General features: G+C 55.0%; 23 protein-coding genes. 8 read left to right on the top strand and 15 right to left on the bottom strand.

Features of this window, described 5'->3' with window-relative positions; translation table 11 throughout:
• Positions 1–186 precede the first annotated feature (186 nt).
• The 12 genes from O1724_RS08015 to gspC are packed head-to-tail and all read right to left on the bottom strand — an operon-like array spanning position 187 to position 10956.
• Positions 187–984, bottom strand: a complete 798-nt coding sequence (locus O1724_RS08015; RefSeq protein WP_023315730.1) for a prepilin peptidase — start codon at positions 982–984, stop codon at positions 187–189.
• Positions 981–1466 carry a type II secretion system protein GspM gene (gene gspM, locus O1724_RS08010; protein ID WP_022650705.1) on the bottom strand — a complete coding sequence of 162 codons (486 nt, stop codon included), beginning with the start codon at positions 1464–1466 and terminating at the stop codon, positions 981–983. Before gspM ends, O1724_RS08015 begins: the two co-directional genes overlap by 4 nt.
• Complete coding sequence (gene gspL / locus O1724_RS08005; RefSeq protein WP_126297330.1) at positions 1463–2596, bottom strand: type II secretion system protein GspL; 1134 nt, start codon at positions 2594–2596, stop codon at positions 1463–1465. Before gspL ends, gspM begins: the two co-directional genes overlap by 4 nt.
• A gap of 15 nt (positions 2597–2611) precedes the next feature.
• Positions 2612–3622, bottom strand: a complete 1011-nt coding sequence (gene gspK, locus O1724_RS08000) for a type II secretion system minor pseudopilin GspK (protein ID WP_048241088.1) — start codon at positions 3620–3622, stop codon at positions 2612–2614.
• Positions 3619–4278: a type II secretion system minor pseudopilin GspJ gene (gene gspJ, locus O1724_RS07995; protein ID WP_045895452.1), complete on the bottom strand. Its 660-nt coding sequence runs from the start codon at positions 4276–4278 to the stop codon at positions 3619–3621. Before gspJ ends, gspK begins: the two co-directional genes overlap by 4 nt.
• The gene (gspI, locus tag O1724_RS07990) at positions 4275–4655 is read right to left on the bottom strand and encodes a type II secretion system minor pseudopilin GspI (RefSeq protein WP_003858348.1); all 381 of its coding nucleotides are present in this window, start codon (positions 4653–4655) and stop codon (positions 4275–4277) included. The genes gspJ and gspI overlap by 4 nt, the downstream gene beginning before the upstream one ends.
• Complete coding sequence (gene gspH / locus O1724_RS07985; RefSeq protein WP_126297331.1) at positions 4648–5133, bottom strand: type II secretion system minor pseudopilin GspH; 486 nt, start codon at positions 5131–5133, stop codon at positions 4648–4650. The genes gspI and gspH overlap by 8 nt, the downstream gene beginning before the upstream one ends.
• Positions 5133–5582 carry a type II secretion system major pseudopilin GspG gene (gene gspG, locus O1724_RS07980; RefSeq protein WP_003858352.1) on the bottom strand — a complete coding sequence of 150 codons (450 nt, stop codon included), beginning with the start codon at positions 5580–5582 and terminating at the stop codon, positions 5133–5135. The genes gspH and gspG overlap by 1 nt, the downstream gene beginning before the upstream one ends.
• A gap of 3 nt (positions 5583–5585) precedes the next feature.
• Positions 5586–6794 carry a type II secretion system inner membrane protein GspF gene (gene gspF / locus O1724_RS07975; RefSeq protein ID WP_126297332.1) on the bottom strand — a complete coding sequence of 403 codons (1209 nt, stop codon included), beginning with the start codon at positions 6792–6794 and terminating at the stop codon, positions 5586–5588.
• Positions 6794–8272 carry a type II secretion system ATPase GspE gene (gene gspE, locus O1724_RS07970; RefSeq protein ID WP_022650700.1) on the bottom strand — a complete coding sequence of 493 codons (1479 nt, stop codon included), beginning with the start codon at positions 8270–8272 and terminating at the stop codon, positions 6794–6796. Before gspE ends, gspF begins: the two co-directional genes overlap by 1 nt.
• A gap of 16 nt (positions 8273–8288) precedes the next feature.
• Entirely contained in the window at positions 8289–10211 is a 1923-nt protein-coding gene (gene gspD / locus O1724_RS07965; protein WP_126297333.1) for a type II secretion system secretin GspD, read from the bottom strand.
• 13 nt (positions 10212–10224) lie between these two features.
• Positions 10225–10956, bottom strand: a complete 732-nt coding sequence (gspC, locus tag O1724_RS07960) for a type II secretion system protein GspC (protein ID WP_045347118.1) — start codon at positions 10954–10956, stop codon at positions 10225–10227.
• Between the two features lie 300 nt (positions 10957–11256).
• Here gspC and O1724_RS07955 point away from each other — a divergent pair, with 300 nt between their 5' ends.
• The gene (locus tag O1724_RS07955; protein WP_126297334.1) at positions 11257–12819 is read left to right on the top strand and encodes an ExeA family protein; all 1563 of its coding nucleotides are present in this window, start codon (positions 11257–11259) and stop codon (positions 12817–12819) included.
• Positions 12819–13451 (top strand): hypothetical protein, encoded by a 633-nt coding sequence (locus O1724_RS07950; protein WP_022650696.1) that lies wholly within the window; start codon positions 12819–12821, stop codon positions 13449–13451. The genes O1724_RS07955 and O1724_RS07950 overlap by 1 nt, the downstream gene beginning before the upstream one ends.
• Before the next feature lie 3 nt (positions 13452–13454).
• On the opposite strand, the gene O1724_RS07945 is transcribed toward O1724_RS07950, so the two are convergent.
• The 3 genes from O1724_RS07945 to O1724_RS07935 all read right to left on the bottom strand — a co-directional run bounded on the left by O1724_RS07945 (position 13455) and on the right by O1724_RS07935 (position 15499).
• Positions 13455–14078 (bottom strand): helix-turn-helix domain-containing protein, encoded by a 624-nt coding sequence (locus O1724_RS07945; protein ID WP_058648679.1) that lies wholly within the window; start codon positions 14076–14078, stop codon positions 13455–13457.
• 270 nt (positions 14079–14348) lie between these two features.
• A complete protein-coding gene (locus O1724_RS07940; RefSeq protein ID WP_032608935.1) occupies positions 14349–15179 on the bottom strand; it encodes an N-acetylmuramoyl-L-alanine amidase in 831 nt (276 codons plus the stop codon).
• A complete protein-coding gene (locus O1724_RS07935; protein WP_126297336.1) occupies positions 15176–15499 on the bottom strand; it encodes a heavy metal-binding domain-containing protein in 324 nt (107 codons plus the stop codon). Before O1724_RS07935 ends, O1724_RS07940 begins: the two co-directional genes overlap by 4 nt.
• 97 nt (positions 15500–15596) lie before the next feature.
• Here O1724_RS07935 and O1724_RS07930 point away from each other — a divergent pair, with 97 nt between their 5' ends.
• The 6 genes from O1724_RS07930 (at position 15597) to artJ (ending at position 20116) form a co-directional block, all read left to right on the top strand.
• Positions 15597–16115 carry a lipoprotein gene (locus O1724_RS07930; protein WP_479983954.1) on the top strand — a complete coding sequence of 173 codons (519 nt, stop codon included), beginning with the start codon at positions 15597–15599 and terminating at the stop codon, positions 16113–16115.
• Between the two features lie 226 nt (positions 16116–16341).
• Positions 16342–17070 (top strand): arginine ABC transporter ATP-binding protein ArtP, encoded by a 729-nt coding sequence (artP, locus tag O1724_RS07925; protein ID WP_126297337.1) that lies wholly within the window; start codon positions 16342–16344, stop codon positions 17068–17070.
• 18 nt (positions 17071–17088) lie between these two features.
• Complete coding sequence (artI, locus tag O1724_RS07920) at positions 17089–17820, top strand: arginine ABC transporter substrate-binding protein ArtI (RefSeq protein WP_006174322.1); 732 nt, start codon at positions 17089–17091, stop codon at positions 17818–17820.
• 6 nt (positions 17821–17826) lie between these two features.
• Positions 17827–18543: an arginine ABC transporter permease ArtQ gene (gene artQ / locus O1724_RS07915; protein WP_003858367.1), complete on the top strand. Its 717-nt coding sequence runs from the start codon at positions 17827–17829 to the stop codon at positions 18541–18543.
• A complete protein-coding gene (artM, locus tag O1724_RS07910; protein WP_003858369.1) occupies positions 18543–19211 on the top strand; it encodes an arginine ABC transporter permease ArtM in 669 nt (222 codons plus the stop codon). The genes artQ and artM overlap by 1 nt, the downstream gene beginning before the upstream one ends.
• 173 nt (positions 19212–19384) lie before the next feature.
• A complete protein-coding gene (gene artJ, locus O1724_RS07905; RefSeq protein ID WP_015571008.1) occupies positions 19385–20116 on the top strand; it encodes an arginine ABC transporter substrate-binding protein ArtJ in 732 nt (243 codons plus the stop codon).
• The last annotated feature ends 49 nt before the right edge of the window (positions 20117–20165 follow it).

The following is a 20165-nucleotide window of genomic DNA, read 5'->3' as shown; positions in this document are numbered from 1 at the left end:
TCGCGTAATGCGTATTTAACCAACGTGAGTGCCGTGAACAAAAAATTGTTGCTGCGTTGTATTCCTCCATTAAAAGATACAAGCCAAATCCCGTGTAGCTTATATCTCTTACGATACACTGAGCGTAAAGGATCGTCCTTTCCTTCCTCCATCAAAAAGATTTATAAAAAATCTTGACCTGTATATTTAAAATGTGAAAGCAATTTGCTGACTAATAAAAACCCCTATTCCAGCAAAGGCGAGATAAGGACCAAAAGAAATAGTGAGGTTATTTTTATTTAAATTATTTACGGCGAAATAACCGACAATACCGCTTAACGCTGCCGCCAGTTCAATAGAGGGCAACGCCTGCCAGCCGCACCAGGCGCCCAGCGCCGCCAGTAGCTTAAAATCCCCGTAACCCAGACCTTCTCGTCCCGTGATCAGACGAAAAGCCCAGTAGAGCAGCCAGAGCGACAGATAGCCCGCCACCGCGCCGAACAGCGCATCGCGTAGCGGCAACGTGTGGTCAAACACATGAAGCAAGAGACCTGCCCACAGCAGCGGCTGGGTCAGGCAGTCCGGAAGCAGCTGGTGCTGCCAGTCGATCATGGCCAGCGGCAGTAAAAAAGCCGCCAGTAACCACAAAGAGAACAGCGCCTGAACGTCCGGCATGCACCAGGCCGTGATGCCAAAAAACAAGGCGGAGATCAGTTCGACCAGAAAGAGTCGCAGCGGGATCGCGCTGCCGCACTGGTGGCAGCGCCCCCGTAATAAAAGCCAGCTGAGCAGCGGGATGTTTTCCCACGCGGCGAGGGCGTGCTGGCACACCGAACAGTGCGAGGCCGGAATGAGCAGATTACCGCTCCCCTCCTCATCCATCACCATCCCCGGTACGCGTTCGGCGACAACGCCAAGAAAACTGCCCACAATGCCGCCCAGGATCGCACTCATTATCGGGAACCCTACCGGAAAGGCATCCCGCATCAGCGCGAAGGTATTCATGCGTTTTTTGCCCAGGTGAGTTGCACCTGCGCTTTCACATCGCTGAGGTGGTCAACCGGCGTGAGGTTAATTTTTTGCAATCTCACACCGGTGGTCTGATTAATTTCACGCAGCCAGCTTTTTAATTCATACACATTAACCCGATTCACCACGAACGATAAAGTTTGCCCCTCCTGGCGCACATCCGTCAGCGAAAGGTTAATTTCATGGGCGCTATTCTCGACCACCGTACGCGGATTATCCGTTTTGACTAACTGGATCTGAAGATGATTTTTATCAATTTCACTGCGCATCCAGTTAAGCGTCTCTTTTTGTCTTTTAAGTGTCGATTTACTATTTTTAATCATATTATCCAAGGGGATCACTCCTGTGTAATACACCGCTGCCCCCACAATAGCAACGGCACATATTTTTAAAATGATTTTTTCCCGGGCGCTGTAATTCTGATAGCGCGCTTTCAGCTGTGCGATTCGCTCTTTCATTTATGTTTCCCTGCGATCATGGCGGTATACGGTTCGGTTGTTGAAACAGGCTGTAAGGTAAAATCAAAATTCTCACTGGTCTGGTTAACAAACGCCTGCAACGCGGGCTGGTTTTGCGCGCTGACGCTCAGCGTCAGGGTGTTTTGCTGCGCATCGTATTCCAGCAGATCGATCTCCATCGCAGGGACTGACTGCCGGGCTTTCTCCAGCTCCTCAAGCTGAAGAAAGAACCCCTTGCTCTGTTTTTTCAGGCTTTGGCCAAAGTGATATTTGATATTGGTCTGCTGCCGCATGCTGGGGAAATGGTGCTGATAAACCTGGACGATCTCCTGCTGCACCCGATTTTCCTGCTGCACCAGCATCCAGGCCATCGCAATGCGTGGCCCCAGCAGCAGACCAACAGACAGCACGCCCGCCGCCACCATCGCGGCTTTCATCCTTTTCGCTGCCCGCCCATGACCGGCCTTAAGGCTGAATTCACCGTGAAGCAGGTTAACGCGACAGGTTTGCCACTGCGGCTGGATCAGCGCCAGCGGATGCTGCCAGGCATGCTGCACGTCAATGTGCACCTTCGCAGGCGCATCGCCGTAACACCACACTTCCCCGCCCCCGGCTTTCTGCATTAACAGCGGCAGCAGGGTTGCCTCCATTTCACCCGCCACATGGAGCGATAAACGCAGCCAGTAGCCATCATCCTGCGCGACCAGCGTGCTGCCCCCTGCCGTCACGGGCAGGAGCCAGGCATCAGGCAGGGCCTGAATCACGTTTAATCCGGCCTCCTGACAGCGGATTAATGTTGCGCGCAGGCGGTCGGCGTCAATGGCCACGGCGTCGACGTCGGCGCCTTTTTTGTGGAGTACCGTCCAGTGGAGGTTGTCCACGTCGCCAATCAGCGTCTCTTCTGCCATCCACGAGAAGGCCATTCCCTGAGAAGCCACCTTTTTCGGTAGCCTAAAATGGCGGAAAATCATGTCGCTGGCGGGTAACAGGAGACAAACGCGCGTAGCCAGGGGGTGTTCGGCCAGCATCTCCAGGCTGTCGACCACCTCGACGCGCTCGCTGCCGGACTCACACCACATTATTTTCCCGCCCTCGCGGCTGTCGGGACGAACAAAAAGTACCTGTTTCATAACGTTCTACTTTTCTTATTCAATCATTCGGTAACGACGCTGCCACGTCACGATCTCACCGGCTTCGTTATTCACCTGAAGCTGGCTGACCACGCGAAGCGTTAATTCATCGGTATTGCCGGTGTAATTCACGCGGAAGTACCGGCTGTTTATAGAAAATTGATCCACCACCTGCGGGAGATCGTCTTTTAACTGCGGGAAGGCCTGCTCCAGCGCTTTGCTGAACGCTTCCATATTTTCCCAGCCCGATTCCGGACGCGAATCCAGCAGGCGAACGGCGTCATCCCGCGTGAGTTTTCCCGGGAACATGGCCGCCAGCACGGCGGCCTGTTCCGGTTGCAGGGTGTTCACGTCCACCTTGCTGGCGGCGTCCGGCAGCGCGCATAACAGCTTGCTCACCTTTGGATATGCCGTAACAGGGAACGCCGGCAGCAGTTTGATTTCCGCGATGCTGCGCATCATCTGATTTGCCGGTTGCCGCGCGGGCACGACGCCAGCCCACGCATCGCTTTCGGCCCCCTCCTTCGCCGTGGTGCTGTCACCATCGAGATAATCCACCAGCTGGAAATAGACCGCCTCCGCCGTGCCCCGACTGAGCCCACTTTCCGTCAGAAGTTGTTCTACAATCCGCGCTTTACGCGGTGTTTCCGCCACCGCGGGAGCGCTTTGCCCCTGGGGTGCGATGTCGGCGGTCAACAGGTTATTGACGTTAAAGCAGTCCTGCGCATCTTCCACCTGGCTCACGACCGTGTAATCTTCACCCTGCGTCTCCAGCGGCTGATGCCAGTCGCCGTCCAGCGCCAGCGGCTTGCTCTCGCCGCTGGCGTCGGTCTGTAACCGGTCCTTAACCACTTTTTCCTGGGCCTGCATCGCCCAGCGCAGCTGCTGCTGGCTTACCTGATAATGCGTTTTCTGCAAATTACGGCAGAACTGCTGGCTGATTTTGGCGGCCAGCGCCGACATCATCACCAGCAAAATCAGCACCACCAGCAGGGCGACGCCCTGTTGTTGACGGATCCGCTTCATGGTCTGGTCTCCGGCGAAGGGGCAGGCGCAGGGGCTGCATCCGGGGGCGTCCCAGGTGCGTCGGCGGCTTTCTCTGGCGCCGCGGCAGCGGCCACCTCCGGCATATCACCCGGCGTGGTAAACACCCAGCGCCAGGTATCCCCGTTTTCCATCGTCAACGTAACCTCCACGCCGTCCGGCAGATGGGCGGCGTCGCTCCAGCTTTTCAGCCAGCCCTGACGATAAAACCGCCACTGCAATGATTTAACGCCGCTGACAATCGGCACTTCGTCAGGCTTAACGTCCGCCGGGCCGTCAATGACCGGCCAGACGTCGCGATACAAACGCCCCTCTTCCAGCCGCCAGCGCACGCGCTCCAGTTGGACCGTTCCGCTCACGCCATTCAGGGTGGTCAGTTCAAGGGCATCGCCCGCCTGACGAAACAGCTCCGGCTCATTACGCGGGGCGCGCGCCTGAAGCTGGAAAAAATCACGCTCCATCAGACTCCAGGCGCGCTGAAGCTGGTTGAGCTTTGCGGCGCTGGCATCCGTCGCCGAGCTGGTACGCATCGCGCCGTCCAGAATTTGCCAGGCCAGGGTGCTGATCACCGCGAAGATAGTCAGCGCAATCATGATCTCCAGCAGGGTAAATCCGCGCTGGCGTCGCATTTTCTTCACTTGCTCTCTCCCGGCGGAATGATATGCAGGGAAATAACCGGCTGGCTCTCATCGCCTTCCGCATACACGCGTATTGTATTCGCCCAGACGTTGTCGGCCGTTTTCACCCGCTGCTTACGCCAGTTCCAGCTGCGCCCGCCCATGATTTCCGTCCCCTGCTGTTCAGCATCCGGGAAGTCGGTTTTCGTGAGCTGTGCTTCCGCCAGCTGGTTTTCCGCCACCCAACTGGCCTGCAAGGTATCGGCCAGGCCATGGGTAAAACGCACGTTCAGGGAGACCGAGTTCATCAGCGCCAGCGCGGCGGTGGAGAAAATCACCAGAGCGACCATCACCTCCAGCAGCGTCATCCCCTTTTGCTTTTTGTTGCCGTTAGCCATCGTTTTCTACCGATACCGGCGCCGCACCTTGCGACACCACGCGGAAATGGTGCTGTTTGTCATAACTTTGCAGCGTCAGCGTAAAGCGGCTGATTTCACCGTCCGGTAAAAAGATCACCTGCGGCTCGGACGTCACCGTCGCGGCCAGGCGCTGCGGCGAGAGCGACACATGCATCTCTTCCGGAAATTCACCTTTGGTGGAAATGCGTCCGGCAGATAATGGCACCCAGCGACGCTCGCCATTTTCATCGGCGATCGTCACCAGCTGATATTTATCGGTGGCGATCACCAGCCCGACAATATTTCCGTCCATCACCGCACGGTCTGAACCATAATCAACGAGCGCTTTTAATTGCTGGCCAAATATATCCGCGCCGCTGCGCGAAGGAATGGTGGACACCACCATCATGGCGCAACTGGCAAATATCACCAGCGCCAGAATAATTTCCAGCAACGTAAAGCCGCGTTGATTTTTCATTATTTCTCTTTCTTATCCAGAGACCAGTTGGTAATGTCATCGGCGGTATTGGCTTCGCCGTCCGGACCGGCTGAGAAGACGTCCACCGCGCCGTGTTCACCCGGGCTCACCAGAAGATAATCATTGCCCCAGGGGTCCTGGGGCAGGCGACGGATATAGCCGTCCGTGCGGTAGCCGTTCGGGATTGGCGCGATTTCAGGTTTGGTCACCAGCGCCTGCAAACCCTGCTCTGTGGTCGGGTAGCGGTGGTTATCCAGCTTGTACATATCCAGCGAGCCTTCGAGCGCGACAATATCGCTGGTTGCTTTTTGCGTATCGGCTTTTTCCTTATTGCCCATTAAATTTGGCACTACCATACTCGCCAGTACGCCGAGAATAACAATGACCACCATTAATTCGAGCAATGTAAAGCCCGCCTGGCGAGCCAGGTTTTTACGTTTTAAAGCCATGATTTAACCTACCATATTATTAAGTTGCAGAAGCGGTTGTAATATTGAAAGCACGATGAATAAAACAATCGTCGCCATGGATACCACCAGCGCCGGTTCAAAGACCGACAGCGTTAATGTAATTCGATGTTGTAAGGCCGATTCCTGATTTTCCGCCGCGCGATCCATTAAATTACCTAATTCCCCGCTCTCTTCACCGGAGGCAATCATATACAGCATGGTGGGCGGGAATAATTTCGCCTGTTCCAGCGCCGCATATAGCGACGCCCCCTGGCGCACGGTGTCGGCGGCCTGCTCCAGCACCTGCCGGGCATAGCGGTTTTCGATACCGTCCATCGCGATATACATCCCCTCCAGCAGCGGCACGCTACTGGCCTGCAAAATACTCAGGGTACGGATATAGCGGGCGCTGTTGATGGCGCAGACCAGCTTTTTAATCGGCGAGCCGTTCACCAGCCAGCTGTGCCAGCGAAAACGGTTTTTGGCATTCCTCAGCCAGGTTTTGAAGCCGATAAAGCCGCCCCCCAGAATGCCTACAATATAAATGCCCCAGGCTTGCAGGAAATCACTTACCGCAATTAGCGTCCGGGTGGTGATCGGCAGCTGCTGCTTCATGTGAGTGAACTGCTCGATCACCTGCGGCACCACCGCCACTAGCAGTATGCTGATGACCGCGATGGCGACCACGGTGAGGGTTATCGGGTAGACCATCGCCTGCGTCAGCTTACTTTTCATTTTCTGGAGCTGCTCGTTGTACTCCGCCAGCTTCTCCAGCACGTCGCCCAGGTGACCGGTTTTCTCCCCGGCCATCACCAGCGTGCAGTAAAGCTTGTCGAAGGTGCGCGGGAACTGGCTGAAGGCATCGAACAGGGTGTGGCCTTCCACCACCTTCTCGCGGATCTCCACCACCATCGCCGCCAGCTTTTTGTCTTCCGTCTGCTTCGAGATCGCTTTCAGCGCGCTCTCCAGCGGCAGCGCGGCGTTGACCAGCGTCGAAAGCTGACGGGTAAACATCGACAGCACCGGAGTGGAGAGCTTCACCCCGGTTTTCGCTTTCCCGCCAGCCGCCGTTTCGCGGGTTTCGGTAATGCTGACGGGCATCAGCTTTTGCTCGCGAAGCCACTGGCGAACCTGCTTCTGCCCCTCGGCCTGTAACGTCCCGCGCTGGGTTTTCCCCGCGGCATCCGTCGCTGTCCAGGCGTAGAAAGCCATTATGCATCCCCCCCACGCTCGGCGGTGACGCGCATGACTTCTTCCAGAGACGTCACGCCGCCGATCACCTTCAGCAGCCCGTTTTCACGCAGGCTGTAGGCCTGCTTAAAGAGCTGCGTTTCGAGGGACATTTCGTCCTTATCTTCATGGATGGCGCGGCGCATGGCGCTGTCCACCACCAGAAATTCATGAATACCGGCGCGGCCCTGATAGCCGCTCTGACGGCAGTGTTCGCACCCCACCGCGCGGTAAATCGCTTCTGGCGGCGCGTCCATAAAGCTGAACAGCGCTTTTTCATTGGCGTCCAGCGGACTGGTGGTCCGGCAGTGCGTACACAGCCGACGCACCAGACGCTGGGCAATGACACCGAGTAACGATGAACCGATTAAGAAGGACTCCAGCCCCATATCCCGCAGACGGGTTATCGCCCCTGCGGCACTGTTGGTGTGCAGCGTCGACATCACCAGGTGACCGGTCAGCGACGCCTGCACCGCAATCTGGGCGGTCTCACCGTCACGAATTTCCCCGATCATTACCACGTCCGGGTCCTGACGCAGAATGGCGCGCAGCCCGCGGGCAAAGGTCATGTCCACGCGCGGGTTAACCTGCGTCTGCCCCACCCCTTCCAGCTCGTACTCAATCGGATCTTCCACGGTCAGAATGTTGCGTTCGTGGCCGTTCAGCGCTGAAAGAATGGCGTACAGCGTGGTGCTTTTACCGGAACCCGTCGGGCCGGTAACGAGGATGATCCCGTGCGGGCGTTCGATCAGCCCTTTCAGCTTCTCCAGTTCTTCATCAATCAGCCCCAGCTTGTTGATGTCGGGCTTGAGATTGCTTTTATCGAGCAGACGCATCACCACGCGCTCGCCGTACTGGGACGGAATGGTCGACACACGCACGTCGATCGCCTTGCGACCGATGCGCAGGGAGATACGGCCATCCTGGGGGAGACGTTTCTCGGCGATGTCGAGTTTCGACATCACCTTGATTCGCGATACCAGCAGCGGGGCGAGCTTACGCGCCGGTTGCAGCACCGGGCGCAGCACGCCGTCAACGCGAAAGCGAATGCTCAGGGTGCGCTCGAAGGTTTCGATATGAATATCCGACGCGCCGTCCTTCACCGCCTCGCCGAGAATGGCGTTGATCAGGCGGATCACCGGCGAGTTTTCGTCGTTATCGAGCAGATCTTCGTTATCCGGGATCTCCTCGGTTAACGCCATCAGATCGATATCCGCGTCCATGTCGTCCACCAGCTGCTGCGACACGCCGCTGCTCTGCTGCCAGATTTTGGCCAGCATCTCATCAAACGCTTCCGGCGCCAGGGTGATCGGGACGAACGCGCGTCCAAGCACCCGGCGCACCTCCAGCAGTGCTAACGCCGGGGTGTCCTCACGGATATAGACGTCATTGTTGTAAAGCAGAACGCCGTTATCTTTTGCGTAGTTGCTGCTACACAGGGATTTACTCAGTTCGTCCACGTTTTATCCCTCCGCCTTACTCTTTAAACGGATTGCGTGCCGCGGAGGTTTTCACCGGTGCGACGTGAGGGCTTGCTGAAGGAAACGCGGGCAGGACGGCATTGTCGCTCGGCTCAACAATACCGAGCTTTTTCTCTTCCACGCGCTGCATCTGGCGCACCCGGATCTGGTCATATTTCTCTTTCGAGGCTGCGCTGTAGTTGTCGTCGTCACGCAGGACGGTGGTATGAATAAACACCATCAGGTTGCGTTTAGAGGTATCCTGCGAGGTGTAGCGGAACAGCTGCCCGACCAGCGGGATATCGCCGAGCAGCGGCACTTTGGAGACGGACTGTTTGGTCACATTTTCCATCAGGCCGCCGAGCACCACCGTCTGGCCACTGTGAACCATCACTTCGTTATTGATCGTGCGCGTGTTGAAGGTTGGGCCGAGGCTCGAATCTTCCGTCGCGCTGTTGTCAACGCTGGACACTTCCTGCTCAATCTTCAGGTGGATCATGTCGCCATCGTTGATTTGCGGCACAATCTTCAGCTTGGTACCGACGGTTTTACGCTCAACGGAGTTAAACACGTTGTCGCCGCTGGTGGTTTGCGAACCGGAAAGCACCGGCACATCCTGACCGACGTTGAATGACGCTTCTTTGTTATCCAGCGTGACCACGCTTGGCGTGGAGAGGATGTCGTTTTTGCCGTTGGTGGAGAGCGCGGTCATCAGCGCACCGAAATCACCGTTAAAGAAGCCGGTCGCAAGGCCCGTGAAGCTCGCCACTTTCATGGTGCCATTTTTAATCTGGCTGATTGGCAGGCCGGTAGCGCCAAACTGCACGCCGCCGTGCTTGCTGGTCCACTGCACCCCAAGATCCAGGCCGTTGCCGTCCTGCACTTCGGCAATGATCGCTTCCACCAGCACCTGCGGACGGCGAATATCCAGCTTGTCGATCACCTTCTCCAGGGAGTTCATCACATTAGGCTGCGCGGTGATCACCAGGGAGTTGGTTGACTCGTCGGCGGTGATATTCAGATCGGTTGAGGCGCTCGCGGTTTTCGCTTTGGCCGCGCCCGGCTTGTCTTTCAGCTGCTCGCCAATCCCGGTCAGCACCGGCACCACTTTGGTGGCGCTGGCATATTTGAGGTAGAAGACGCGGGTGTTCCCCTCGTTATTCTGCTCGCGATCCAGCTGATGGATAAGGGAACGGGTACGCGCGCGCGCATCTTCCGAACCGCTGATCACCAGGCTGTTGGTTTCGTCATCCGCCACCACCTTGGTCGCCAGCTGCGGCGCGTTCTGCCCTTTCTGCTCTTCGTTGTTGAGGTTGTTCAACATATCCGAAAGTTCTTTGGCAGAGGCAAAGCGCAGCGGGATGATTTCGCGGCGCTGAATACCGTCTTTATCGACGCGCTGCACCAGATCCACCAGGCGGTTCACCACCGAGGCTTTACCGGTTAACAGCAGGACGTTGGACGGCTCAAAGTGCACCACGTTCCCGATGCCAGTGGCATCGTTGAGCTGACGCAGCAGCGGGGCCAGCTCGCGAACGGGTACGTTTTCCATGCGCACCACGCGGGTGATGATCTCATCACCTTTGCCCGGGTTCTTGCTGTCTGCCAGCGGCGCACCGGCGGTACGCGCCACGCTTGAGCGCACCACTTTGACCATGCCGTTGTCCATCGGGATCACCGACAGGCCGTAGAGAACCAGCACGCTCAGAAAGAATTGGTAGTACTCATCTTCCGTCAGCACGTTGTAGGTTCGGACCGAGACGGTGCCCTGGACGGACGGGTCGACCAGAATGGTTTTGTTGAGATTGCGGCCTACCGTATCGATAAACTCGCGAATATCAGTATTTTTAAAACTCGCGCTAAAGTTAGCTGCAAGCAGCGAACTGGAATATAACGACAATGCGGTCAGCGCCACGCACGCCCAGGGAAATTTTTTCATGTCTGCACACTTGTTAATTGTTTAGAACATTAACCCGAATATTTTCAAGGTGAGCGTGACGCCGCACGACGACATCCGCTTCTTTCATTTTCGACCAGTTGGCAATAATGCTTTTCGCTTTTGCTTCATCGGTCATATCGACAGAGTTAACCTGAACCGCCACATCGCTTTTTTCCAGACCTGACTGACTGTAAAAGGCGGAGGCATTCCTTGGATTTATCCTGTAGCCTTCCAGTCGGCCTTTTTCAATGATGGGTTTTAACACCAGATAATCATCAAGATGCAAACTTTCTGCGCCAGCATCTTTCGTCGATTGTGTAACCGGGCCGCTATCCACGCCCCCCTTAAAATAGTCCGGTTTATTTAACGCCAGTACCTGCGTAGCACCTTCATAATTAACCACCACATTATCTTTGTTTATTTCCTGAATAAATGCGTCGTTAAATCCGGCGAGAGGTTCACCCTCACGGTAGCTTCGCTGACCGCCTGGGGTTTTGATAACAGCAAAGGAGAGCCAGGCGTCATCACTGCGCACAATGCCCTCTATCTCCGCTGCCAGCGGGGCTTTTGCCGCATCCGCTAAGTTCTCCTGACGGACGGCAGCCGTAAAAAGCGTGAAGGGTTTATCCTCGCGCGTTTTTTTCAGCGGCTGTAGATCAGCTTTAGCCAACTTATTCGTAACTTTTTTATAATCTTTTAAGGTGAGATACCCTTGCTGGCCGCTAAAAATGAGCAGCACAAACATAATACAAGGCGTTATCCACCGTGACAGAAATGAGAACCTCATTTTTTATCCGGCCTATAGCAAAGCAAAAATAAGCAGCGTCATACTGCGCCAATATGGAGGAAAATAGTAATAAGCTGTTGCAAATACGACCACTGACTTCGCCACCAACTTTCATACAGAAAAATATTGACCGTATAAAATCCAGATGTTAGGCGCGGCCAGCTGGATATTTTTACCCTGTCTGCAAATTGACCGCTCAGGGGCATTACCTTACTTTCTGCTGCTGTTGCTATTCCTAATCAGAGACGGTCAGTCGTTATGTATCAGAGCCACTTTAATTTTAAAAATCCGCCATTCAGGACAATCACCCGTTTATCCGGTGATTTTCTGGTGCCTTATCATCAGGACGTGTTCAACCTGCTGAAAGAGAAAACCCAGCTGGCGGGTATTATCGGGCTTTTTTGCGACGACGCTCCGCTTCTGAGCCACTTCATCGACGCGCTGAAAGCCAGCAGCAATACCGTTATTGCCATCAACGCGTTTCCCAAACTGAGTGCCAGTAGCCTGCTGTACAAACTCAACCCGGGAACGAAAGCGATTAAAGATCGCATGCAGGCGGTGGATGCCGTCCTGCGCCAGTGGCAGGAGGGGAAAGCAAAATCCAGAGTGCTGACGATCGCCCATTCCGAAGCCATGAAGGAGAGCTGCCGTGAAGTCCTGGGAACGCTGCTCACGCGCGCCCAGGAGCAGAACTTCCGGCTCGCCGTGGTGCTGACGGGTGCTGCGGATCAGGAACGCCTGCTAAAGCAACCTGAACTGCGCGAATATACGCACACCCATCATGTCCTGCGCCCCCTCTCCTGCCGCGAATACCTGAGCTATGTGCAGGCGCAGTGCGAAGAACACGACTGTGAACATTCGCCGTTGCCGCCTGCCCGCGTGCGCAAAATGCACACGCTGACCAAAGGCAACATCAGCAAACTGAACGCGCTGGCACACCTGTCAATGCTCGCCGCCTGGACGGAACGCGCGGCGCAGGTCAGCCCACGCCATTTACGTCTGGCGGCGGGAGAGATCCTGCCCGCCAAAAAACACGGTAAGCGCCTGGCAACCGTGGGGCTGTTTGCGTCCGTGCTGTTTGCCGCCTGCGGCTGGTATTTTACCTCGTCGATCGGCGCGCGCCTGCCGATCCAGCTGCCGGTACCCGTCAGCTGGAAACAGCAGACGCCAAAACCTGAGGCAGCCGTAGTGCCGGTTATCGACAACGAAATAGTTAATCAGCCGGATGCGATGCATCAGCTTTATCTCATGTGGGGGTATGACGCCTCGGCCGACGATGCGCTGTGCCAGAACGCCGCTAAAGTGAACCTGATGTGTAAACAGGGGAACGCGTCCCCGCAGACGCTGGCGCAGGAAGGGTATCCGTGGGTCAGTGAGCTGAAAACCAGCGGTCACCTTAACTATGCAGTGGTCGCCAGGGTCGGAGATACATCAATTGACTTGTTAATGAATAACCGGACCTGGCAGGTAAGCCGCAGCTGGTTTAACCGGCATGCGACCGGCAACTTCACCCAGTTGCACCGCCTGACACCGGAAGGAAAAGACGCGATCGGCACGGCCAGCGACAGCAAAGACATGGCCTGGCTCGATCAGCAGTTAAGCATCGCATTGAGCCAGCCCGAAACGCATGACCGGATCTGGACCGCAGAAATGATGAAACGCACCCGCGAGTTCCAGCAAAAAATGCATCTGCACGTGGATGGTATCCCCGGTGAAGAAACGCTGATGCAGCTGATGCGCGTGACCAACAGCACGCCGGGCGTACTGATTCAGGCAACCCGCACCACCCCGGACGCAAAAATGCAGGAGAAGAAAGCCTAATGTCGACCATCTGCCTTGCGGCTCAGCGCAGCTATACAACCGGGGAAGCGGTCTGGTTTTCGTACCGCCTCCCCAGCCTGAAAAACGTATTCGGCAAAACAGCGTTATGGCTGGTCGGGCTTTGCGCCATGCTGGTTGTCGGCCTGTATATGCACGTCTACTGGAACCTGCGCCACCCGGCACCTGAACCGGTCAACGCCAGCGTTGCCAAACCGGAAACGCAGCTTTCGGAAATGCATTACGTGTACGTGAGTAAACCGTTCCCGCATCCGCAGCCTAAAGTTGCGCCAGTGCATGTTGATGTTCCACCGATGCAGGATCTGCCGATCAGCAGTGATGATGCCGACTGGCAGCAGGCGCCCGAGGGCGCGGTGCCGCACGATACCTCGCGGGATACCTTACCCGGAACCGAGGCGCATGAGCACGATATCGCCCCCGCCAGCACGAGCAGTGAAGAGTCATCATTAACGGAATTATTTAAGCAGGCATTAAAAGAGCAGGAGCAGGATTATTCTCAAGGAAAAATTCCCGCGCCGCCGGTTGACGAAACGCAGGATAATTCACAAGCGAGTGTAAAAAACAGTGGAAATAGCCGTTCTCCTTTGAGTGAGAAAGGAGAACGGCGGGAGTAGGTATTAATATTTTTCAGGCAGTGCGGTGAGGTTAAGCAATCGACCTTTTTCCACCACAATATATTGACCTTTTTTCAGATCGGAGAGGATTTTGATAATAGTACTACGTGCGAGGTTAGTGTATTCCTGAATGTAATCATAAACGTTAATATCACGTTGCTGATGAACAGTCAGATCGTTAATCTCATATAAAAATTCACGAACAACAGAATACGCACTGCGGGCAACCAGAACATCATCACGTTTGCTCATCACGCATATGTACCAGGAAAGGACTTTGGTCAGGTCAGGCCACAGATTTTTTTCGGCCATCAGCTGGGCGAAGACCTCTTTCTTGATCGAGCGAACGACCGTATTCGTCCGGACAAGGCCGTACATATGGGTGGCGTTGTAATACATTGACGATAGGCCGAAAAGGCATTGTCCGGTGACAGTAAACATGCACAGTTCGTCAGATTCACGTCGAAATTCGACTTCGCCGCTGACGATGACATGAATGTAACCGGAATCAGTAGTGGAAATTTTCTGCCATTTCTTTAACGTTTTTTCTTCAACGCCTGCGGTTGCAGAAATAATTCTTTCCATTTCATATTGTGGACGTAATTTTTTTCCATAGATGCTTAACATTGTTATACCCGATTTAAGATGTGATTTTTTAAAATAAGATGACCGCGGCATTTACGCCGAACCATAAATTTTTTACCTGATGAAAATCTCAAGAATAAAAATAAAAGAGTAAAGTTTTTGATTAATTCGCTACATTACTTAGCGCGCTATGTGTCCATCTTAAATCGGGATAATTTTAAGTCAATTAACTAAAAATGAAATGAGTTTGTACTTAGGATTAATCTGATAGAAACTTTAGAAAATATACTCACTCGGGGGTAATCCGAAGGTTTACCCCTGCCCGTATTTCTCTAAAAGTGCTTCGACAATCGCCATGGTTTCCACATCCGCTACGCCATTCCATAACTGCGGGCGGAAATGCATCTGGAAAACCATGATGATGCGTTTTTGCTGTGCGGGCGTGCTGTTTTCTGGCACCTCGTAACCGTAGCGCGCCAGCAGATCGAGCAGCGCTGCGGTATCAACCTGCTGATAATGCGGTCGGCCGTTGATATAAAAATTCACCCGCGCCGGATCGGGCCAAGCCCCGATACCCTGCTGCGCCAGCTCGCGCCACGGAAACATCGGGCCAGGATCGTCTTTGCGCTGCGGGGCGATATCCGAGTGTGCCACCACGTTCTGCGGTTTTATGTCGTAGCGGGCGATGATATCTCTGGCAAGCGGGATCAGCGCCGCAATTTGCCCCGGTTCGAAGGGGGTAAAGGTTTTCACGCCATCGGTTTGCCGCCAGCCGCGGTTTTCCAGCTCAATGCCGACGGAGGTATCATTTATGCGGTTGGTGCCACGCCAGAAGCTGATGCCCGCATGCCAGGCCAGCTCGCTCTCCGGGACCAGCTGCCAGATACGCGGTTTGCCCTGTGGTGCTGGGGGCTTTGCGGGAATGAGATAGTGAGAGCTGACGTTTTTATCGGTCAGGGTCGCAAGCGAGGTGTCGAAATCGTCGGCGGTGTAGTGAATAACCAGCACCTTTATACGCGGGTAGGCCGCCTGCGCCTGATGGCGCGTATCCAGCTCGTACGCACCTTTATCAACGATACCCTCTTCCGAGGCGCATCCTGCCAGCAATATCGCCAGCAGGAGGGTTGAGAGCGAACGCTTCATCGACGGGTTTTCACCGCCGTACCGCTTACGCTCACCATCAGCATGCTGGCATCTTTCCCGACCGTTTGGTAGTCGATATCAATGCCTACCACCGCATCCGCGCCCAACGCTTTGGCCTGCTCGCCCAGCTCCTTAAACGCAATGTCACGCGCTTTACGCAGCTCTTTCTCGTACGCGCCGGAGCGACCCCCGACGATATCCCGAATGCCGGCAAAGAAGTCCCGGAATATGTTCGCGCCCAGAATCGCCTCACCGGTGACCACGCCGCAGTACTCGGTAATCGGTTGACCTTCCAGGGTTGGCGTAGTTGAAAACTGCATACTTTCTCTCCTTCTTTAGCGTTCAATGCGTTAGCAACTGCATTATCGGTTCGTTACGCTATGATTGAAAGGATAGTTAATAAATAAGGAAATCAACATGCGCTACTCTGCTTTAACGCTTTTAGTGCCATGCGCGCTGGTGCTCAGCGCCTGCACAACGCCGGTCACGCCAGCCTTTAAGGATATCGGAACCCGCAGCGGCCCTTGTATTGAGGGTGGCCCGGACGCCGTGGCGCAACAATTTTATGATTACCGTATTCAGCATCGCGGTAATGACCTGACCGCCCTGCGCCCGTACCTGAGCACTAATCTGGCGAAACTGCTCACCGACGCTTCGCGCGATCCGCAGCATAACGCCCTGCTGTCATCCGATCCGTTCTCAAGCCGCGCCACGCTGCCGGACAGCGCCGACGTCGCCAGCGCATCCACCATTCCAAATACTGACGCACGCAATATTCCCCTGCGCGTGAAGCTAACCCAGGGGACGCAAACCTGGCAGGACGAGGTGCTGATGATCCGTGAAGGCCAGTGCTGGGCAGTAGATGATGTACGCTACATTGGCGGCAGCGTTCATGCCCCGGCAGGCACCCTTCGCCAGTCGATTGAGAACCGCTAACGCATCCGTTAAATAAACGTTAACCCCGTAAAATGTTCGGCATTTCAGGCGGAATGCCGACATTTATACTCGCCCCCCTTTCCCGTCGCTATTTTGTGCTATGTTTAAGAGTAAACACGGGTTATATTTAACTTTTAACGCATAAATATTGCATAACTATTCTGTCAACGGTACTATCTGCGGCCTCAATTGCTATAGTTTGCCTGGATGAGTAAAGACTGCCCCGATGAGTATTAAACTAAACGGCATTAACTGCTTCTACGGCGCACACCAGGCGCTGTTCGACATTACGCTGAGTTGCCCGGAGGGCGAAACGCTGGTTTTGCTTGGCCCAAGCGGCGCGGGAAAAAGCTCCCTTCTGCGTGTTTTAAATCTGCTTGAAATGCCCCGTTCGGGAACGCTGGCCATCGCCGGTAACCATTTTGACTTCGCGAAAACCCCTTCTGATAAAGCGATTCGTGAACTGCGTCAAAACGTGGGCATGGTTTTCCAGCAATACAATCTCTGGCCGCATCTGACGGTGGTGCAAAACCTGATTGAAGCCCCGTGCCGCGTGCTTGGCTTAAGCAAAGACCAGGCGATGGCGCGTGCTGAAAAGCTGCTGGAACGTCTGCGTCTGAAACCGTACAGCGACCGTTATCCTCTGCATCTCTCTGGTGGTCAGCAACAGCGTGTGGCGATCGCCCGTGCGCTGATGATGGAGCCAGCGGTGCTGCTGTTCGATGAGCCGACCGCGGCGCTGGACCCGGAAATTACCGCCCAGATCGTGAGTATCATTCGTGAGCTGGCGGAAACCAACATTACCCAGGTCATCGTGACCCACGAGGTGGAAGTGGCGCGCAAAACCTCCAGCCGCGTGGTCTATATGGAAAACGGGTATATCGTTGAGCAGGGTGACGCGAGCTGCTTCACTAACCCGCAAACCGATGCCTTCAAAAACTACTTATCACACTGATGTGTTAGGGAAATTATAATGAAAAAAGTATTGATTGCCGCGCTGCTTGCTAGCGTCAGCCTTTCCGCTACCGCAGCCCAGACCATCCGTTTCGCCACTGAAGCGTCCTACCCTCCGTTTGAATCCATTGATGCGAACAACAAGATTGTTGGCTTCGACGTGGACCTGGCAAATGCCCTGTGTAAAGAGATCGACGCGACCTGTACCTTCAGCAACCAGGCGTTCGACAGCCTGATCCCAAGCCTGAAGTTCCGCCGTATCGACGCCGTAATGGCCGGTATGGACATCACACCGGAGCGTGAGAAGCAGGTTCTGTTCACCACCCCTTACTACGACAACTCGGCGCTGTTCATCGGTCAGAAAGGTAAATACGCCTCCGTTGACCTGCTGAAAGGCAAGAAAGTCGGCGTGCAGAACGGCACCACGCACCAGAAATTCATCATGGATAAGCACCCGGAAATCACCACCGTGCCGTATGACAGCTACCAGAATGCGAAACTGGACCTGCAAAACGGTCGTATCGATGCGGTGTTCGGGGATACGGCTGTCGTGACTGAATGGCTGAAAGCGAACGACAAGCTGGCTGCCGTGGGTGACAAGGTGACCGATAAAGACTACTTCGGTACAGGTCTGGGTATTGCCGTACGTCAGGGCAACACCGAGTTGCAGCAGAAATTCAACGCTGCGCTGGAAAAAGTGAAGAAAGACGGCACCTACGAAACCATCTACAAAAAATGGTTCCAGAAGTAATTCCTGATGAATGAAATTTTTCCTTTAGCAAGCGCCGCCGGGATGACCGTCGGCCTTGCCGTTTGTGCACTGATTATCGGCCTCGTACTGGCGATGTTCTTTGCGGTGTGGGAGTCCGTTAAGTGGCGCCCTGTCGCATGGCTCGGTTCAGCGCTGGTGACTGTGCTGCGTGGACTCCCGGAAATTCTGGTGGTCCTGTTTATCTATTTCGGCTCCTCACAGCTGCTGTTAACGCTGTCGGACGGCTTCACGATTAATCTCGGCTTTGCGCAAATCCCGGTGCAGATGCAGATCGAGAACTTCGACGTCAGCCCGTTCCTGTGCGGCGTGATTGCGCTCTCCCTGCTCTATTCAGCCTATGCGTCACAAACGCTGCGCGGCGCGCTGAAAGCGGTGCCACAGGGTCAGTGGGAATCCGGTCAGGCGCTGGGCCTGTCGAAAGCGGCGATCTTCTTCCGCCTGGTGATGCCGCAGATGTGGCGTCATGCCCTGCCAGGGCTGGGTAATCAGTGGCTGGTACTGCTGAAAGATACCGCGCTGGTAAGCCTGATCAGCGTGAACGATTTGATGCTGCAAACCAAAAGTATCGCCACCCGTACGCAGGAGCCGTTTACCTGGTACATCGTCGCGGCGGCAATCTACCTGGTGATCACGTTGCTGAGCCAGTACGTTCTGAAGCGTATTGACCTGCGCGCAACGCGTTTTGAACGGAGACCAGGCTGATGCTGGATTATTTACCCGAACTGATGAAAGGGCTGCACACCAGCCTGACGCTGACCGTCGCGTCTATCATCGTGGCGCTGATCCTGGCGCTGATCTTCACCATCGTCCTGACGCTGAAAACGCCAGTGCTGGTGTGGATTGTACGTGGCTACATTACGCTCTTTACCGGTACGCCGCTGCTGGTGCAAATCTTCCTGATTTACTACGGCCCGGGGCAGTTCCCGTCGTTACAGGAATACCCGGTGATCTGGCACCTGCTCTCTGAACCGTGGCTCTGCGCCCTGATTGCCCTCTCGCTGAACAGCGCCGCCTACACCACGCAGCTGTTCTACGGTGCCATTCGCGCGATCCCGGAAGGCCAGTGGCAGTCCTGCGGAGCGCTGGGCATGAGCAAGAAGGATACGCTGGCGATCCTGCTGCCCTATGCCTTTAAGCGCGCGCTCTCTTCCTATTCCAACGAAGTCGTTCTGGTGTTCAAAAGCACCTCACTGGCCTACACCATCACCCTGATGGAAGTGATGGGCCACGGACAGCTGCTGTACGGACGCACCTACGACGTAATGGTGTTCGGTGCGGCGGGTCTGGTCTATCTGGTGGTCAACGGTCTGCTGACGCTGATGATGCGTCTTATCGAGCGTAAGGCGTTAGCGTTTGAGCGCAGGAATTAACCACGCAAATGCATAAAACGGTATTCATGGAGCGGGTAACCTGATGGGTTATCCGCTTTTTTTTGTGATTAAAATAATACTTAATCATTTTTATTGTATATAAATTCATTAACTGGCATTGTACATCCAGGCCGCAGACACGGCGCATCAATAAGACAGACGGGAGCATTACAATGAAAAAGTTAGTTCTGGCCGCATTACTCGCAACCTTCGCCGCTGGCGCATCCGCCGCCGATAAAATCAATTTTGGCGTTTCTGCCACCTATCCGCCGTTTGAATCGCTGGATGCCAGCAACCAGATCGTCGGTTTCGACATTGACCTGGCGAAAGCGCTGTGCAAACAGATGCAGGCCGACTGCACCTTTACTAACCACGCGTTTGACAGCCTGATCCCGTCCCTGAAATTTAAAAAATACGATGCGGTGATCTCCGGCATGGACATTACGCCAGAGCGCAGCAAGCAGGTCGCGTTCACCGACCCGTACTACGCGAACTCTGCGGTGGTGATTGCGAAGAAAGGAGCTTATAAATCTTTCGACGAGCTGAAAGGCAAGCGCATCGGCATGGAGAACGGCACCACGCACCAGAAATACCTCCAGGACAAGCATCCTGAAGTGAAAACCGTGGCCTACGACAGCTACCAGAATGCCATTATCGACCTGAAAAATGGCCGTATCGATGGCGTATTTGGCGACACCGCAGTCGTGAATGAGTGGCTGAAAACCAACCCGCAGCTGGGTACAGCGACGGAGAAAGTGACCGATCCGCAGTATTTCGGCACTGGCCTCGGTATTGCCGTGCGTCCGGATAACAAGGCTCTGCTTGAGAAACTGAACGGCGCGCTGAAAGCGATCAAAGCTGACGGTACGTACCAGAAAATCAGCGAGCAGTGGTTCCCTCAGTAAACTCTTTTTGCCGGGTGGTCTGGCCTGCGGGGGGGGTCTGTAGGCCGGA

Source organism: Enterobacter cloacae complex sp. HYC074_NIDB, from assembly GCF_056673345.1.
This window is presented reverse-complemented; position numbering and strand designations above follow the sequence as displayed.

Coding starts and splice junctions, on each gene's coding strand:
- O1724_RS08015 (WP_023315730.1), bottom strand. CDS start 984: ATGAATACCTTCGCGCTGATGCGGGATGCCTTTCCGGTAGGGTTCCCG.
- gspM (WP_022650705.1), bottom strand. CDS start 1,466: ATGAAAGAGCGAATCGCACAGCTGAAAGCGCGCTATCAGAATTACAGC.
- gspL (WP_126297330.1), bottom strand. CDS start 2,596: ATGAAACAGGTACTTTTTGTTCGTCCCGACAGCCGCGAGGGCGGGAAA.
- gspK (WP_048241088.1), bottom strand. CDS start 3,622: ATGAAGCGGATCCGTCAACAACAGGGCGTCGCCCTGCTGGTGGTGCTG.
- gspI (WP_003858348.1), bottom strand. CDS start 4,655: ATGGCTAACGGCAACAAAAAGCAAAAGGGGATGACGCTGCTGGAGGTG.
- gspH (WP_126297331.1), bottom strand. CDS start 5,133: ATGAAAAATCAACGCGGCTTTACGTTGCTGGAAATTATTCTGGCGCTG.
- gspG (WP_003858352.1), bottom strand. CDS start 5,582: ATGGCTTTAAAACGTAAAAACCTGGCTCGCCAGGCGGGCTTTACATTG.
- gspF (WP_126297332.1), bottom strand. CDS start 6,794: ATGGCTTTCTACGCCTGGACAGCGACGGATGCCGCGGGGAAAACCCAG.
- gspD (WP_126297333.1), bottom strand. CDS start 10,211: ATGAAAAAATTTCCCTGGGCGTGCGTGGCGCTGACCGCATTGTCGTTA.
- gspC (WP_045347118.1), bottom strand. CDS start 10,956: ATGTTTGTGCTGCTCATTTTTAGCGGCCAGCAAGGGTATCTCACCTTA.
- O1724_RS07955 (WP_126297334.1), top strand. CDS start 11,257: ATGTATCAGAGCCACTTTAATTTTAAAAATCCGCCATTCAGGACAATC.
- O1724_RS07950 (WP_022650696.1), top strand. CDS start 12,819: ATGTCGACCATCTGCCTTGCGGCTCAGCGCAGCTATACAACCGGGGAA.
- O1724_RS07945 (WP_058648679.1), bottom strand. CDS start 14,078: ATGTTAAGCATCTATGGAAAAAAATTACGTCCACAATATGAAATGGAA.
- O1724_RS07940 (WP_032608935.1), bottom strand. CDS start 15,179: ATGAAGCGTTCGCTCTCAACCCTCCTGCTGGCGATATTGCTGGCAGGA.
- O1724_RS07935 (WP_126297336.1), bottom strand. CDS start 15,499: ATGCAGTTTTCAACTACGCCAACCCTGGAAGGTCAACCGATTACCGAG.
- O1724_RS07930 (WP_479983954.1), top strand. CDS start 15,597: ATGCGCTACTCTGCTTTAACGCTTTTAGTGCCATGCGCGCTGGTGCTC.
- artP (WP_126297337.1), top strand. CDS start 16,342: ATGAGTATTAAACTAAACGGCATTAACTGCTTCTACGGCGCACACCAG.
- artI (WP_006174322.1), top strand. CDS start 17,089: ATGAAAAAAGTATTGATTGCCGCGCTGCTTGCTAGCGTCAGCCTTTCC.
- artQ (WP_003858367.1), top strand. CDS start 17,827: ATGAATGAAATTTTTCCTTTAGCAAGCGCCGCCGGGATGACCGTCGGC.
- artM (WP_003858369.1), top strand. CDS start 18,543: ATGCTGGATTATTTACCCGAACTGATGAAAGGGCTGCACACCAGCCTG.
- artJ (WP_015571008.1), top strand. CDS start 19,385: ATGAAAAAGTTAGTTCTGGCCGCATTACTCGCAACCTTCGCCGCTGGC.